The organism is Pseudomonas artemisiae (genome assembly GCF_057128685.1).
In genome coordinates this window covers 1-14,384 of the sequence record NZ_JBSKHS010000003.1, presented here as the reverse complement: position 1 = coordinate 14,384, position 14,384 = coordinate 1, and the positions used below count along the sequence as shown (strand labels likewise).

At 61.1% G+C, this 14,384-nt stretch carries 11 protein-coding genes and 1 pseudogene; 8 read left to right on the top strand and 4 right to left on the bottom strand.

The annotated features are described in order from the left end of the window. Window positions 1–91: 91 nt before the first annotated feature. Window positions 92–1,576: an MmgE/PrpD family protein gene (locus ACWKV4_RS04405; RefSeq protein ID WP_483830898.1), complete on the bottom strand. Its 1,485-nt coding sequence runs from the start codon at window positions 1,574–1,576 to the stop codon at window positions 92–94. 117 nt (window positions 1,577–1,693) lie between these two features. Here ACWKV4_RS04405 and ACWKV4_RS04400 point away from each other — a divergent pair, with 117 nt between their 5' ends. From ACWKV4_RS04400 to dacB, 3 genes are all read left to right on the top strand, one after another. Next, a complete protein-coding gene (locus ACWKV4_RS04400) occupies window positions 1,694–2,602 on the top strand; it encodes a LysR family transcriptional regulator (RefSeq protein ID WP_483830922.1) in 909 nt (302 codons plus the stop codon). A gap of 105 nt (window positions 2,603–2,707) precedes the next feature. Continuing rightward, window positions 2,708–3,052: a YggL 50S ribosome-binding family protein gene (locus ACWKV4_RS04395; RefSeq protein ID WP_483830899.1), complete on the top strand. Its 345-nt coding sequence runs from the start codon at window positions 2,708–2,710 to the stop codon at window positions 3,050–3,052. 254 nt (window positions 3,053–3,306) lie between these two features. After that, complete coding sequence (dacB, locus tag ACWKV4_RS04390; protein ID WP_483830900.1) at window positions 3,307–4,761, top strand: D-alanyl-D-alanine carboxypeptidase/D-alanyl-D-alanine endopeptidase; 1,455 nt, start codon at window positions 3,307–3,309, stop codon at window positions 4,759–4,761. A gap of 50 nt (window positions 4,762–4,811) precedes the next feature. Here the strand turns inward: dacB and rlmKL are convergent, their stop codons facing one another. Next, a complete protein-coding gene (rlmKL, locus tag ACWKV4_RS04385) occupies window positions 4,812–7,019 on the bottom strand; it encodes a bifunctional 23S rRNA (guanine(2069)-N(7))-methyltransferase RlmK/23S rRNA (guanine(2445)-N(2))-methyltransferase RlmL (protein WP_483830901.1) in 2,208 nt (735 codons plus the stop codon). A gap of 512 nt (window positions 7,020–7,531) precedes the next feature. On the opposite strand from rlmKL, the gene rmf reads away from it, so the two are divergent. Continuing rightward, the gene (gene rmf, locus ACWKV4_RS04380; RefSeq protein WP_168084199.1) at window positions 7,532–7,747 is read left to right on the top strand and encodes a ribosome modulation factor; all 216 of its coding nucleotides are present in this window, start codon (window positions 7,532–7,534) and stop codon (window positions 7,745–7,747) included. Between the two features lie 139 nt (window positions 7,748–7,886). Here the strand turns inward: rmf and ACWKV4_RS04375 are convergent, their stop codons facing one another. Beyond that, window positions 7,887–8,921, bottom strand: coding sequence for a quinone-dependent dihydroorotate dehydrogenase (locus ACWKV4_RS04375; protein WP_483830902.1), 1,035 nt, complete (start codon window positions 8,919–8,921; stop codon window positions 7,887–7,889). Window positions 8,922–9,131: 210 nt separating this feature from the next. Here ACWKV4_RS04375 and ACWKV4_RS04370 point away from each other — a divergent pair, with 210 nt between their 5' ends. The 4 genes from ACWKV4_RS04370 to ACWKV4_RS04355 all read left to right on the top strand — a co-directional run bounded on the left by ACWKV4_RS04370 (window position 9,132) and on the right by ACWKV4_RS04355 (window position 14,005). Then, complete coding sequence (locus ACWKV4_RS04370) at window positions 9,132–10,316, top strand: CmpA/NrtA family ABC transporter substrate-binding protein (protein ID WP_483830903.1); 1,185 nt, start codon at window positions 9,132–9,134, stop codon at window positions 10,314–10,316. A gap of 4 nt (window positions 10,317–10,320) precedes the next feature. Next, window positions 10,321–10,896 (top strand): ANTAR domain-containing response regulator, encoded by a 576-nt coding sequence (locus ACWKV4_RS04365; RefSeq protein WP_483830904.1) that lies wholly within the window; start codon window positions 10,321–10,323, stop codon window positions 10,894–10,896. Window positions 10,897–11,123: 227 nt separating this feature from the next. Next, entirely contained in the window at window positions 11,124–12,335 is a 1,212-nt protein-coding gene (locus tag ACWKV4_RS04360) for a nitrate/nitrite transporter (RefSeq protein WP_483830905.1), read from the top strand. A 5-nt stretch (window positions 12,336–12,340) separates the two neighbouring features. Next, on the top strand, window positions 12,341–14,005 hold the full coding sequence (locus ACWKV4_RS04355; protein WP_483830906.1) for a bifunctional protein-serine/threonine kinase/phosphatase: 1,665 nt from the start codon (window positions 12,341–12,343) through the stop codon (window positions 14,003–14,005). 110 nt (window positions 14,006–14,115) lie between these two features. On the opposite strand, the pseudogene ACWKV4_RS04350 reads toward ACWKV4_RS04355, so the two are convergent. Continuing rightward, window positions 14,116–14,384: pseudogene (locus ACWKV4_RS04350) on the bottom strand (IS4 family transposase); the annotation flags it as partial.

Sequence of the window (14,384 nt, the reverse complement as noted above, 5' to 3'; positions counted from 1 at the left end):
CCGCCTGACGCCAAGGGCCAGCGCAGCGCCATAGTTGAAACCCTGTAAGGCAAGCGATGGCCCAGGCGTGTTTGCGCCTAAGCCGAGCCGGTCAACCCAGTGCAGTCGCAGCCTTGGCAATTTCCGCAGCCGACGCCAGCGCTTCCACACCCCGGCATAGCTCAACGAGGTGCTGCGCCTGGCTCCCTGGCAAAATGTCCTTGGCAAGGTCAAGGAATTTGGCCTCTAGTTGCTGATCAGTCATTGGCACCTCCACGCTTCCTATCGCGTGCTTAATGTACTTATGCAGCGTACGCCCATCATTGAGGGTAATAGTCATGTCGACCTGCTCAGGCTTGATGGCAGGGTCAATGGCCGCTACTACGCGATTGCGCAAACTGACCACAGTGGGATCGAGTACCGCCTGATCACTGTACTGACGTTCACCCGCTGCACCCTGAACGATGGCCACGGCCACCGAATGGTAGATGCTGAACTTCCCCTCCAAGCCGATTTTTGGGGCTTTTTTACCCGTCAGCTCCAGAACCAGGGGATGAACCTTCAACTCCACCTTGGCAATCTGCTCAGGCTTGAGCTTGTATTCGTTGCGCAACTGAATGGCCGCATCGATGGCCGGGTGAATCACGATTCCGCACGCAAATGGCTTGTAGGTGTTGAGGGTAGACTCATAGTGGGTGCCTAACCCCTCAGTGATCTGGCTGAAATCTTGTTTAGTGCTGATGGTATGAGCCCAGCCACGCTTGGCCTCGATCATGGCATCCGAACTGGTGTAGTTCTGCTCCGCCAGCAAGGCTGCAAACAGCCCATTGCTCGCGGCGCGGCCTGGGTTGAAGCTTTTGTTCATGGAGCCGAAAGACTCCCTCAGGCCCACCGGTTGCGAAGCAGCCAGGCCAAGAGCCCAAACCATTTGCTGCTCTGTCAGGCCAAGTAATTTGCCAGCGGCCGCCGCGGCACCGAATACCCCTGCCGTGCCTGTGATATGCCAGCCAACGTCGTAATGCTCTGGGTAAACGGAGTTGCCGATACGACACTCGGTTTCAACGCCCAGAACCAGCGCATTGAGAAACGCTTTGCCAGACACCGGGCGGTATTCGGACAACGCCAGAATTGCTGAAACCACCGGGCCAGCGGGGTGAATGATGGTTTTCAAGTGAGTGTCGTCAAAATCGAAAATATGGCTGGAAACGCCATTGATGAACGCAGCGTTCATGATGTCGAAACGCTCTTTGCGCCCGAGCAGACTGGCTTGTTCCGGGCCTGAAAAAGGCGTGAGCGCAACGATCGCCCGCTCGACTGTCTCGTGGCGAGAGCCCCCGACGGCTACACCGACCCAGTTCAACAGCGTGCGACACCCTTCCTTTCGGACGTTGGCCGGCAAGTCTTCATACCGCGCTTTTACCAGATAGGCAGCCAACGTGCGGGTCACACCCTGGCCCTCCAGCCCAGGGCTGGCAACAGCTGAGGTTGAGGTTGAGGGCGATGCCGGCTCAGCGGAAAACACCAGCCCCGGTGCGGCAGTGGCGGCGGAGGCAATGGCGCCGGCCTTCAGCAATGTGCGGCGGTTCATTGAGTTCATGAGTGTTCCTGTGCTTGTAATTGTTGGAATACACGCGCGCTAGCGCACCGGACAATCATGCAGCACAAACCCTGCTAAGTTAATTGCAATAATCCTGGGTATTTATGCATGTCGAACATGAATGTCGAGATGGGCGATCTACGTGCGTTGGTCGCTGTCGCAGAACTGGGCAGCTTCAGCGCGGCCGCGCGAGAGCTGCACCTTTCACAGCCCGCGTTGTCGCGCCGCATTTCAAAAATGGAGGGTAATCTGGGTGTCCGGCTGCTGGAGCGGACAACGCGACGCGTCGAGCTAACGGCGACTGGACGCGAGTTCGCCCGTAAAGCGCGTCAGGTGGTAAACACCTTTGATGAGTCGTTTTTGGGGATCACCGAGGGAACCAGCACGCTCCGGGGTGAAGTCACCGTCGCCTGTGTGCCGACGGCAGTGAACCATTGCCTGTTGGGTATACTGACTGAATATCAGCGCCTGTATCCACGCATCCTCGTACGGGTGCTCGACGACGGTGCAAGTGATGTGCTTTCAACCGTAGTCCGTAATGAAGCCGATTTTGGCATCAATTACATCGGTGCGCAGGAAGCGAATCTGGATTTCATCCCGCTGTTCAGGGAGCGTTTCGTAGTCGCCTGTCCTCATGACCATGCCCTGGCCTCTCGGCGTTCTGTTACTTGGGCAGAGCTCGCCAAACACGACTGCATCGCGGTGACCAAGGCTAGCGGCAATCGCCTGCTGCTTGACCTGGCACTGGCCGATATTCTTAAACTGCCCACCGCGATCTGTGAAGCCAGGCATGTCCGGACCGTGGTCGACATGGTTGCCGCCGGCCTTGGGATCGCGGCGGTGCCTCAATTGGCAATCCCGCCTCACCTCACGCGAGCTGAGGTACGCGTTGTGCCGCTCACCAAGCCTGTGGTCAATCGCACCATCGGGCTGATCAAACGCAAAGGCAGAGTGTTGTCACCTGCGGCCGAGCGTCTGTACCAGATGATGTTGGGGTTCGATCAGAGCGGCACGTCAGCCCCATAAACCCTCAGGCGCGGCTGGAGTCCACGACCGTGGCTTAATGGGGCGCCAGATTTCCAAATGAATAACTGATAAACTGCGCGCCGTAATTACTCAGAGGATTTTTTCATGGCTACTAACCGCTCCCGTCGCTTGCGCAAAAAACTGTGCGTAGATGAGTTCCAGGAATTGGGCTTTGAGCTCAATCTGGAATTCAAAGAGGACTTGGATGACGCAGCAGTAGACGCTTTCCTCGACGATTTCCTCACCGAGGCCATGGATGCTAACGGCCTGGACTATGTTGGGGGCGATGACTTCGGTCTGGTCTGCCTGGCAAAACGTGGCTCGGTTACCGAAGAGCAACGCGCTATCGTAGAAGCATGGCTCAAGGCCCGCAGTGAAGTGACCAAGGTTGATGTCAGCCCACTGCTGGACGCATGGTATCCAGAAAAGCCGGTTCAACCGGCTGCTTGACGCTCAAGCGCGCCCAAAAAGAGAAGGCCACCCCAGGGTGGCCTTTTTCATTCGCAGGCTTTGTATTTCAAATCGGGCACGCTACTGCGCTGGCCTAACTCAGGCTGATAATTACCGAACAGGGCGGCCCAACCGGGAAAAATTCCTACGACCGGTCCCGGGCCCGGCAGCGCATCAGGCATAATGCGCAACGTTAGCGGGAGCCTTCACCTTTTCATGCTCCTATTTATCAGCACGCACTAGGCTATCAGTTCATGATCAAACACCTTCGACCGATGTTTGTCGCCGCCAGCCTGCTTCTGGCATTCACCGCACCCCTCCAGGCCGCTACCTCTGGCCTCTCGCCCAAGGTCGAACAGGCTCTGAAGGCCAGCAAACTCAACGACAATGCCCTCTCCTTGGCGCTGATACCGCTCAGCGGGCCGGGGTCTGCGAATCTGTTCAACGCCGACGTTTCGGTGAACCCTGCTTCTACCATGAAGCTGGTCACCACGTTTGCCGCTCTGGAGCTGCTGGGGCCGACCTTCCAGTGGAAAACCGAGTTCTATACCGACGGCACTTTGAGCAACGGCGTGCTGCGGGGAAACCTCTACGTTAAAGGCGGCGGCGACCCTAAGCTCAACATGGAAAAGCTGTGGCTGCTGATGCGCGACTTGCGCGCCAATGGCGTACAGCAGATCACCGGAGATTTGATCCTCGATCGAAGCTTCTTCAAACAGCCCCAATTGCCGGTCTTCAACGACGACGGCAACGATGAAAACGCACCCTTCCTGGTACGCCCCGACGCCTTGATGATCAACCTCAAGGCCATGCGCTTCGTGGCCCGCAACGACAGTGGCAAGGTTAACGTGGCGGTGGAGCCCCCCATTGGCACCATCCACCTGGATAATCAGGTCAAGGCCATACCCGGCAGCAAATGCACCGGGCAGGTTCGCTACAATCCCGTTCCTCAGCCTGATGGCATCAATGTGGTGGTCAGCGGGCAATTGGCCGAAGGCTGCAGCTCACAGACCTATCTGTCTCTGCTGGACCATTTCGCCTACTCAGCCGGCGCCATTCGGGCCATTTGGTCAGAACTGGGCGGCAGCATCGCCGGGGCTGACCGTGACGGCGTGGCACCGAGCAATGCCAAGCTGCTGGCCCGGGCCTTCTCGCCGGACCTTGCCGAGGTGATCCGCGACATCAACAAGTACAGCAACAACACCATGGCCCAGCAGCTGTTCCTGACCATAGGCGCGCAATTCCGTACCGATGCCGACCCGGACGATGCCAAGGCCGCTCAACGCATGGTGCGCCAATGGCTGGCGAAAAAGGGCATCACCGCGCCTCATTTGGTCATGGAAAACGGCAGCGGCTTGTCCCGCGCCGAGCGGGTAAGCGCGCGGGAAATGGCCACTTTGCTGCAAGCGGCTTGGCGCAGCCCATATGCTGCTGAATTTATGAGTTCCATGCCGCTGGTAGGCATGGACGGCACCATGCGCAAGCGCCTCAAGCGCACGGCCATGAACGGTGAGGGCCATATCAAAACCGGTACTTTGAACACCGTGCGTGCCATCGCCGGCTTCAGCCGCGATGTCAACGGCAACACCTGGGCGGTTGTGGCCATTCTCAACGACCCTAAGCCTTGGGGCGCCCGCTCGGTACTGGACCAAGTGCTGCTGGACCTCTACAACCAGCCGCGCACGGCCAGCACTGCCGCCCTACCCTGACCTGCCACGCCTAGGGGGCGCCAGCAGCCCCCTAAGTGCGCCAAACGGCATTACTTGGCCTGAATCCGCCACGCACGGTGAATGCGCTCATTACGGGCGAAGTCTTGGTCGATGGTCTGGGCAGTGATCTCCTCTACCGCGTAACGGTCCGCCACGCTTTCATCCAGGCGGAAACGCCGGAAGTTATTGGAGAAGTACAGCACGCCGCCCTTGGCCAGCCTGGCCATGGCCAGGTCCAGGAGCCGAACGTGATCACGCTGTACATCGAATACCCCCTCCATACGCTTGGAGTTGGAGAAGGTCGGCGGATCGATGAACACCAGGTCGTATTCTTCCCGCGCTTCTTCCAGCCAGGTCATCACATCGCTGTGGACCATCTGATGGCGTTCGGACAAACCGTTGAGCGCCAGGTTGCGCCGGGCCCAGTCCAGGTAAGTGCGAGACAAGTCAACACTGGTGGTGGCGCGGGCGCCACCCTTGGCGGCATGCACGGTAGCCGCGCCGGTGTAACAGAACAGGTTGAGGAAGCGCTTGCCGCTGGCCTCGCGCTGGATGCGGGTACGCAGTGGACGATGGTCCAGGAATAGCCCGGTGTCCAGGTAGTCAGTGAGGTTGACCAACAACCGCGCGCCGGCCTCGGCTACCTCCATAAAGGCCCCCTGCTCGCCCTGGCGCTCGTACTGCCGAGTGCCGGCCTGGCGCTCGCGGCGCTTGAGCACCACCTGCTTAGGGCCCACACCCAAGGCTACTGGAATGGCGGCCAAGGCGTCAAACAGCCGCCCCTGGGCTTTTTGCGGGTCAACGGATTTGGGCGCGGCGTACTCTTGTACATGCACCCAACCTTGATAAAGGTCGATCGCAAAGGCGTATTCGGGCATGTCTGCGTCATACACGCGGTAGCAGGTGATTTGTTCGCGGCGGGCCCACTTGCCCAACTGGCGCAGGTTCTTCTGCAACCGATTGGCGAACATTTGCGCGCCTTCACTGAGCCGGGCGGCTTCAACGGCTACGCCAGGGGCTGGAATGGGCATTGGCTGCGGATCAGCTTCGCCCACGGCTGACGGAGCGCGACGTTCGCCGGTGACGAACTGCTGAGGCTGCACGTCCAGCAGCAGCAGCTTGCAAGGCAAGGCGCCGTTCCAGAAGGCGTATTGCTTATGGCTGCGAATGCCCATGCGCTTGCCCAGGTCTGGCGCGGCAGTGAAGATCGCGGCCTGCCAGTTCAGGCAGGCTTGGCGCAGGCGCTCGCCCAGGTGCTGGTACAGGTACACCAGGCTGGCTTCATCGCCCAAGCGTTCGCCGTAGGGGGGGTTGCATACTACAAGGCCTTTTTGGTTCTGATCGGGCCGAGGCTCGAAGGTGGCCAACTCGCCTTGGTAGATCTTTACCCATTCGCTCAGGCCCGCGCGCTCGATGTTGTTACGGGCGGGCTGAATCAACCGAGGGTCGGCTTCATAACCGCGAATCCAGGCAGGTTTGCGAGCCAGCCCGGCGTGGGCGCGAGCACTGGCCTCTTCGTGGATTTTGCGCCACAGGGCCGGTACGTGGCCAAGCCAGGCGCTGAAGCCCCACCGCTCGCGGCGCAGGTTCGGCGCCAGGTCAGCGGCGATCATTGCCGCTTCTACCAGGAAGGTGCCCACACCACACATCGGGTCGGCCAGGGCGCCCCCTTCGGCGGCGATCTTCGGCCAGCCAGCGCGGATCAGAATCGCGGCCGCCAGGTTCTCTTTAAGTGGCGCCGCGCCCTGCTGCAAGCGATAGCCGCGCTGGTGCAGGCTATGGCCGGAGAGGTCCAGGGAGAGGATGGCTTCACCGCGGTCCAGGCGCAGGTGGATGCGCAGGTCAGGGTTGAGCTTGTCGATGCCCGGGCGTTGCCCATCTGGGCCCCGCAGGCTATCGACGATTGCATCCTTGACCTTTAAAGCGCCGAAGTGGGTGTTATCGATGCCTGAACCGTGGCCGCTGAACTCCACTGCCAGGGTACCCGTGGGGTCCAGGTGCTCGGCCCACTCGACCTCGCGCACGCCTGCGTACAGGTCTTCAGCGTCGCGCATGGAAAAGCGCTTGAGCACCAAGAGCACCCGGTTGGCCAAGCGGGACCAGAGGCACAGCCGGTAGGCGGTCTCCATGGTCGCCTGCCCGCGCACTGCGGCGGTATGTTCGCGCACCTCTTCCAGGCCAAGGGTGGCGGCTTCTTCTGCCAACAAGCCTTCAAGGCCCTTGGGGCAGGTAAGGTAAATCTCAAAAATATCCGACATTCGTTTGTGCCTGTGCAGTGCCGGGGACGCATCCACCGGGTCGGTTAATCGGGCGCTGTTTCCGCCAACGCCGCCATGGCACAACCTGTGCCTGCCACCAGAACGCCCCTTGCGTAAAAAGGGATTAGACGTTCAGGCAGCGTTGAATCGTATTTCGTCACAATTTTTGCGACCTCTGGTCGTGCCTTCGGGAAGGTACGAAAACAGCGATCCTGTTGGCAAATCCTGCCCATTACGCTTGTTTAGCGCCCTGGAATCAGTGCCTTGGCTGAGTTCCAAGCAGCCATGGGTGGTGCTTTGTTATGGCTAGAAGCACTAAAGGTGAATATCTTATTACAAATCGTTCATTCCATCGGGCGCCAAGGTTCGTTAGAACTAAACCCGAGCCGCACTGCAACGGTGTGGCTCAAGGCCTGCCACGCCGGCAGCAGGCTCCTTATCACCGGCAGTCAATACTGCCCGGCCCAGCAGTGGCCGACGGGACATAAGTCAACAAACGAGGGCTACACCCTATGAGAAGACTCAAGCGTGATCCGTTGGAACGAGCATTTCTTCGCGGCTATCAGAACGGCCTTAGTGGCAAATCCAGGGAGCTCTGCCCCTTTACCTTACCTTCGGTCCGCCAGGCGTGGATCAACGGTTGGCGAGAGGGGCGTGGCGACAATTGGGATGGCATGACCGGGACAGCCGGGCTCCATAGGCTCAACGAACTTCACGCGGTCGGCTGACAGCCGACAGGCTCTTTCTCCTACCAGCCGTCCAGCATCAGCGGCGGCCTTCCAGCTCAGGTGCAAGGCACTTGAGTTGGAAGGTACTTACGGGGGTTCAGGCTCAAGGCCACCCCCGTTACCTCAGCCCCCGGTGTTTCTAAGGGTGCAACCTGCCGGGCAGCGCGCCAATGGCATCCACTGCCTCGCGAATCAGGCTCGGCCCTCGATAGATAAACCCTGAATACACCTGTACCAAGCTGGCACCGGCCTGGATCTTCTCGGCCGCGTGGGCGCCCTCGGTGATGCCCCCCGCTGCGATGATAGGCAGCGCACCCTTGAGCTCGGCTGCCAGCACGCGCACGGTATGGGTGCTCTTGTCCCGCACAGGCGCGCCAGACAAGCCACCCGCTTCTTCAGCATGGGGCAGGCCTTGCACGCCCTCGCGTGACAGCGTGGTGTTGGTAGCGATCACCGCATCCATGCCAGTGGCCATCAGAGCCGCGGCCACTTGAGCAGTTTCTTCGTCGGTCATGTCCGGGGCGATCTTGATCGCCAGTGGCACTCGGCGGCCGGTGGCCAGGGCCAAGGCTTCACGCCGGGTTGCCAAGGCTCCGAGCAACGCTTTGAGGGAGTCACCGAACTGTAGGCTGCGCAGCCCCGGTGTATTGGGCGAGCTGACGTTGACCGTGACATAGCTGGCATGATCGTAGACCTTGTTCAGGCAGATCAGGTAGTCATCCTGGGCCCGCTCAACGGGGGTGTCGACGTTCTTGCCAATGTTGATACCTAGCACGCCCCCATACCGCGCGGCTTTCACCCGGCCCACCAAGTGGTCCACGCCCAGGTTATTGAACCCCATGCGGTTGATGATGGCCGTGGCTTCGGGCAACCGGAACAACCGCGGCTTGGGGTTGCCTGGCTGTGGCCGTGGCGTCACGGTGCCGACTTCGATAAAGCCGAACCCCAGCTGGGCGAAGCCTTCGATGGCGGTACCGTTTTTGTCCAGCCCGGCGGCAAGGCCCACTGGGTTGTCGAAGCGCAGGCCCATCACGGTAGTGGGCACAGGCGCTGGCGCCTTGGTCAGACAGCGGTTGATGCCCAGCCGCCCGCCTGCCCCGATAAGGTCCAGCGACAGGTCGTGGGAGGTTTCCGCGGACAGTTTGAACAGCAGTTGGCGGGCCAGGTCGTACATGGTCGGCGTGCTCGGCTTGGGTCAAAAAACAGCCGGCAGTATATAGCCCTGAAAGTGCTTTGTGGGCACTGGCATAGCGATTGCTCGGCCGTTCAGGCACCACTGAGCGCGGCAGCACTTGCACGCTTAACCTAAGCAACCAACAGCGGCGCCAGGCTTGCCCGCTCCAGCCACACCTTGGGCGCCGTTGTGCTTGAAAAAGGCCCACCTATGACCGCGACAACACTGGATCCTCGAACCGCCTGGGTGGCTGGCAGCGATGGCCCGGAAAAAACCAGCATCGAACTGGGCTACATGCCCCTGACTGATTGCGCCTCGGTGGTGGTAGCCGCCACTCAGGGCTTCGCTGAGCCCTACGGGTTGCACATCAACCTGCGTCGCCAGGCTTCCTGGGCAGGCTTGCAGCATAAGCTGGTCAGCGGCGAGCTGGACGTGGCCCATGCCCTGTACGGGTTGGTGTATGCCGTGCAGCTGGGCATCAGCGCAGGCCCGGCCCGAGACATGGCGGTGTTGATGGGCCTGAACCGCAATGGGCAAAGCCTGAACCTGTCCGCCGCCCTGGCCCAAAGCGGCATCACCGACGGGCCTGGGTTGAGGCGGCACGTACAGGCCGGCGGGCGCCGCCTGACGTTCGCCCAGACTTTCCCCACTGGCACCCACGCCCTGTGGTTGTATTACTGGCTGGCCAGTCATGGCATCAACCCGCTCAGCGATATCGACAGCGTGGTGGTGCCGCCGCCACTGATGGTAGAACACCTGCGCGCCGGGCGCATTGATGGGTATTTCGTGGGCGAACCTTGGGCGGCCGGTGCAGTGGACGATCAACTGGCGGTTACCTTGAGTACCAGCCAGGCGGTGTGGCCTGACCACCCTGAGAAGGTGCTGGCGTGCACCCAGGACTTCGTGAGCACCTACCCTAATACCGCCCGGGTGTTGATCATGGCAGTGCTGGAGGCCAGCCGCTTCGTGGAGCAGGACCTTGCCGCCACCGCGCACCTGCTCAGTGCCCAGGCCTACCTTAATGCCCCGCTTCAGAGCATCGTCCACCGTTTGCAAGGCCAGTACCAGGATGGCCTCGGCCATGCCTGGCAAGACCCTCACCCCTTGCGCTTTTTCGATCAAGGCCAGGTGAACCTGCCGTATGTGTCCGATGGCCTGTGGTTCATGACCCAGTTCCGCCGCTGGGGCCTGCTGCGTGAAGCACCGGCCTATGAAACCATGGCCCGGCAGGTGCAGCAGCTGGAGCGTTACCGCGAGGCCGCACAGGCCTTGGGCATCGCCTGCGACAGCGCCGATTACCGCCGTAGCGTGCTGTTGGACGGCACACCTTGGGATGGAAGCGACCCGGAAGGCTATGCCCTGGGCTTTGCGATCGACAGTGCTACGAGGGGTTGAGGCCATGCTGCGAATACTGCTGATCGACGACACCGCCTTAAAACTCGGCCGCCTGCGCGCCGCCCTGACCGGGGCAGGCTTTGAGGTAATGGAAGCGGCGGGCATGACCATTGACCTGCCCGGCGAAGTAGAGCGGTTGCGCCCCGATGTGATTCTGATCGACACCGACTCGCCAGGCCGTGACGTTATGGAGCAGGTCATTCTGACCAATCGAGATCGCCCTCGGCCTATCGTGATGTTTACCGATGAGCACGACCCGCGGGTGATGCGCCAGGCCATCCGCGCCGGGGTGAGTGCGTATATCGTCGAAGGCATCCAGGCCGAGCGGCTGCAACCGATCCTGGATGTAGCCATGGCGCGCTTTGACAGTGATCAGGCGCTACGGGCGGAGCTTAACGCCCGGGACCAGCAACTCGCCGAGCGCAAGCGCATTGAGCTGGCCAAGGGGCTGCTAATGAAGCTAAAAAGCTGCGACGAGGCCGCCGCCTATACCCTGATGCGCAAGCAAGCAATGAGCCGCCAGCAGAAGCTGATTCAGGTCGCCGAGCAGATCATCGCCATGAACGAGATGCTTGGCTAGGCCTTCCTTGAGGGTAAGCGCCGGCTGGCCCAAGAATTGCTGTAGCTCCACCTGAAGCCTGATGGCTTTCATACAGTTTAGCTCGGGCAGCCAATGGCGGTTGCCGGGCCCACGACAAAGACGTCGCTTCCACCTGCCCAGGCAGGCTGGCAGCGGCGTCTTTTGCTTTTTGGCTCCCAGGGCTCACAGCCATGCCTGCGCCCTCCCCTTGCCCGACGAGGTCTTCGATGAACAGCAGTTTTTGGAAAGCCGGCCACGCGCCTACTTTGTTTGCCGCCTTTTTGTACTTCGACCTGAGCTTTATGGTGTGGTACTTGCTCGGCCCTCTGGCCGTGCAGATCGCGACTGATCTACACCTGACCACCCAAGAACGTGGGCTGCTGGTAGCCACGCCCATTCTGGCCGGGGCCATTCTGCGGGTGATCATGGGCTGGCTGGCCGATCGCCTGTCCCCGAAGACCGCGGGGCTGATTGGCCAATGCCTGGTGATCGTGGCCCTTGCCCTGGCTTGGCGGCTGGGCATTCACAGTTTTGAACAAGCCCTGCTGCTAGGGGTAGGGCTGGGCGTGGCGGGTGCGTCCTTTGCGGTGTCCTTGCCTTTGGCCTCTCAATGGTACCCGGCTCAACACCAGGGCAAGGCCATGGGCATCGCTGGCGCGGGCAACTCAGGTACGGTGTTCGCCGCGTTGTTCGCGCCAGCGCTGGCGGCAGGTTTTGGCTGGACCAACGTGTTTGGCTTTGCGCTGATTCCGCTGCTAGTCACCCTAGTGGTGTTTGCCCTGCTGGCCCGCAATGCGCCGAACCGCCCCACACCCAAGGCCCTGGCCGACTACAGCAAAGCCTTGGGCGATAAAGACAGCTGGTGGTTTATGTTCTTCTACGCCATCACCTTTGGTGGCTTTATTGGCCTGGCCAGCGCGTTGCCTGGCTACTTCAACGATCAATACGCGTTAAGCCCGGTCACAGCCGGCTATTACACCGCGGCCTGCGTATTTGGCGGTAGCTTGATGCGCCCCCTGGGCGGCGCCTTGGCAGACCGAATCGGCGGCATTCGCGCGCTGCTTGCCATGTACAGCGTGGCAGCGGTGTGCATCGCCGCCGTGGGCTTCAACTTGCCCAGCGCGATGGCCGCCTTGGCATTATTCGTGGTGACCATGCTGGGCCTGGGTGCCGGCAACGGCGCCGTGTTCCAGTTGGTACCCCAGCGGTTCCGTCAGGAAATCGGTGTCATGACTGGGCTGATCGGCATGGCCGGTGGCGTGGGCGGTTTTCTGCTGGCGGCAGGGCTGGGCGCAATTAAAATGCATACCGGCAGCTATCAACTGGCGTTGTGGGCCTTCGCCCTGCTGGCCGTGGTGGCCTGGTTCGGCCTGTACAGCGTCAAGCGCCGCTGGCGCACCACCTGGGGCGCATCAGCTGTAACGGCCGCGCGGGTCTAATACCCATGCTGCGCCTGGAGTGCGCACAAGCCAGCGCCACTGGGCCACGGGCCGAGAATCAGGACGCACTGCGCCTGGTGACCCCTGCCCCGGACCTGGCGGCCAGCAAAGGCTACCTGTTCGCCTTGGCCGATGGCGTGAGCCAATGCGCCGACGGCGGCCTGGCCGCCCGGGCCACCCTCCAGGCCCTGGCGCTGGACTACTACGCCACGCCGGAAACCTGGCCAATCACCCGCGCGCTGGACACCTTGCTGGGCGCTCAGAACCGTTGGCTGCGCGCTAACGGGGGTGGCCAGCCATTGCTCACCACCCTCACGGCCTTGGTGCTACGGGGTAACCGGTATACCCTCGCCCACGTGGGGGACTGCCGCGCCTATCGCTGCAACCACCACGGCCTACAGCGGTTAAGCCAGGATCACGTGTGGGAACAGCCCGGGATGCAGCATGTGCTCAAGCGAGCGCTGGGGCTGGACCAACAGGTGTTGGTGGACTATCAAGAAGGCGAATTGAGTGCTGGCGAGCATTTCGTGCTGCTTAGCGATGGTGTATGGGCCTACGTTCAAGACCGGGAAATCAACCGCGTACTGGCTGAAGCGCCCAGTCTTCAAAACGCTGCGGATACCCTGGTAGCGTTGGCTCATCGCGCGGGCAGCCAAGACAACGCCAGTGCCCTTGTGGTGCGGGTGGCGGCCTTGGGCGCCGCCAACCTGGCGGACAGCCTGGCTCAGTTGCAGGCTTGGCCGTTGCCGCCCGTGCTCAAACCTGGGCAACGGTTCGAAGGCTGGCATATCCAAGCTTTAGTCGCTCAAAGCCGACAGTCATTGGTGTACCTGGCCCTGGATGCCGGGCAAGAACCTTGGCTGCTTAAAACCCTGGCCCCCGCCATGCATAGCGACGAGCCAGAACAACGGCGGTTGCTGTTGGAGGAATGGTTTCTGCGCCGCGTGGCCGGCAGGCCCTTCCCGGAGGTACATAACAACCATCGGCGCCAGCACTTGTATTACGCCATGCGCCAATACCCCGGGCAGACCCTGGCCGATCGCCTCAGGCAAGGCCCTCTGCCCTTGGCTGCCTGGCACAACCTGGCTGAACATCTTATCCAGGCCCTGGGCCTGTTGCACCGACGTAATTTGATTCACCGGGATATCAAGCCGGAAAACCTGCTGTTAGGCCCTGATAACACTTTCAAGGTGTTGGATTTTGGCCTTGTACATTGCCCCGGGCTATCCGGGGTCAATACCGAGCAGGTAGCCGGCACACCGGGTTATATCGCGCCCGAGGCCTATGAAGGCGCGGAACCAGGCCCTGGCCAGGATATCTTCGCGGCGGGCGTGGTGCTGTATCAGGCCCTGACGGGTCACCTGCCCCATGGTGTGATTGACGCCTTTCAACGGCCGCGTTTCACACCCCCGCCCCCGCCAAGCCGCTATCGACCCGAGGTGCCGCAATGGCTGGATGCTCTGTTACTCAAAAGCCTTGAGCCGGACCCTGGGCACCGATATGAAACCGCCGAGCATTGGTTGCTGATGTTACAACGTGGTGAACAGCAACCACTCGAACGGCTGCCTCGACCTCTGCTGGAACGGGCACCTCTAGAGGTATGGCGCGCGGTGGCCCTTGCGTCCCTGCTGGCCAACCTGCTGGGCGTATTGGTGTGGTTGCATGGGTGACTGTGTTTTGGCCTAAGATTTTTTCGCGAGCGTGCTCGCTCCTACAGGCGAGCAACCTGGAGGGCTTTCGAGTGGGCAAAAAAAAGCCCGGGCAATGCCCGCAATGCTGTTCACTTAAGCGGAGCAGCCTTGCGGTTAACCGGATACCGGGTTTTTGACATCTTCACCACCCTGGGCCTCGCTGGCCTAGGGCGTTTTGTTATGAAGAGCACACCAATGCTGCCACGTAGTTCCTCCAGGCGCCTCGGCGTATGTGATGGCGACACGGCCCCGGCCATGACCACCAGATGACTGGCAATGTGCTGACAGGCAAACTTGAAACTTACTTCGCTGGGCGCCCGCTTGTGAGCGACCGCAGCCTGACTGGCCTCCCGGCGCA

Coding starts and splice junctions, on each gene's coding strand:
- ACWKV4_RS04400 (WP_483830922.1), top strand. CDS start 1,694: ATGAATGTCGAGATGGGCGATCTACGTGCGTTGGTCGCTGTCGCAGAA.
- ACWKV4_RS04360 (WP_483830905.1), top strand. CDS start 11,124: ATGAACAGCAGTTTTTGGAAAGCCGGCCACGCGCCTACTTTGTTTGCC.
- ACWKV4_RS04375 (WP_483830902.1), bottom strand. CDS start 8,921: ATGTACGACCTGGCCCGCCAACTGCTGTTCAAACTGTCCGCGGAAACC.
- dacB (WP_483830900.1), top strand. CDS start 3,307: ATGATCAAACACCTTCGACCGATGTTTGTCGCCGCCAGCCTGCTTCTG.
- rmf (WP_168084199.1), top strand. CDS start 7,532: ATGAGAAGACTCAAGCGTGATCCGTTGGAACGAGCATTTCTTCGCGGC.
- rlmKL (WP_483830901.1), bottom strand. CDS start 7,019: ATGTCGGATATTTTTGAGATTTACCTTACCTGCCCCAAGGGCCTTGAA.
- ACWKV4_RS04355 (WP_483830906.1), top strand. CDS start 12,341: ATGCTGCGCCTGGAGTGCGCACAAGCCAGCGCCACTGGGCCACGGGCC.
- ACWKV4_RS04370 (WP_483830903.1), top strand. CDS start 9,132: ATGACCGCGACAACACTGGATCCTCGAACCGCCTGGGTGGCTGGCAGC.
- ACWKV4_RS04395 (WP_483830899.1), top strand. CDS start 2,708: ATGGCTACTAACCGCTCCCGTCGCTTGCGCAAAAAACTGTGCGTAGAT.
- ACWKV4_RS04365 (WP_483830904.1), top strand. CDS start 10,321: ATGCTGCGAATACTGCTGATCGACGACACCGCCTTAAAACTCGGCCGC.
- ACWKV4_RS04405 (WP_483830898.1), bottom strand. CDS start 1,576: ATGAACTCAATGAACCGCCGCACATTGCTGAAGGCCGGCGCCATTGCC.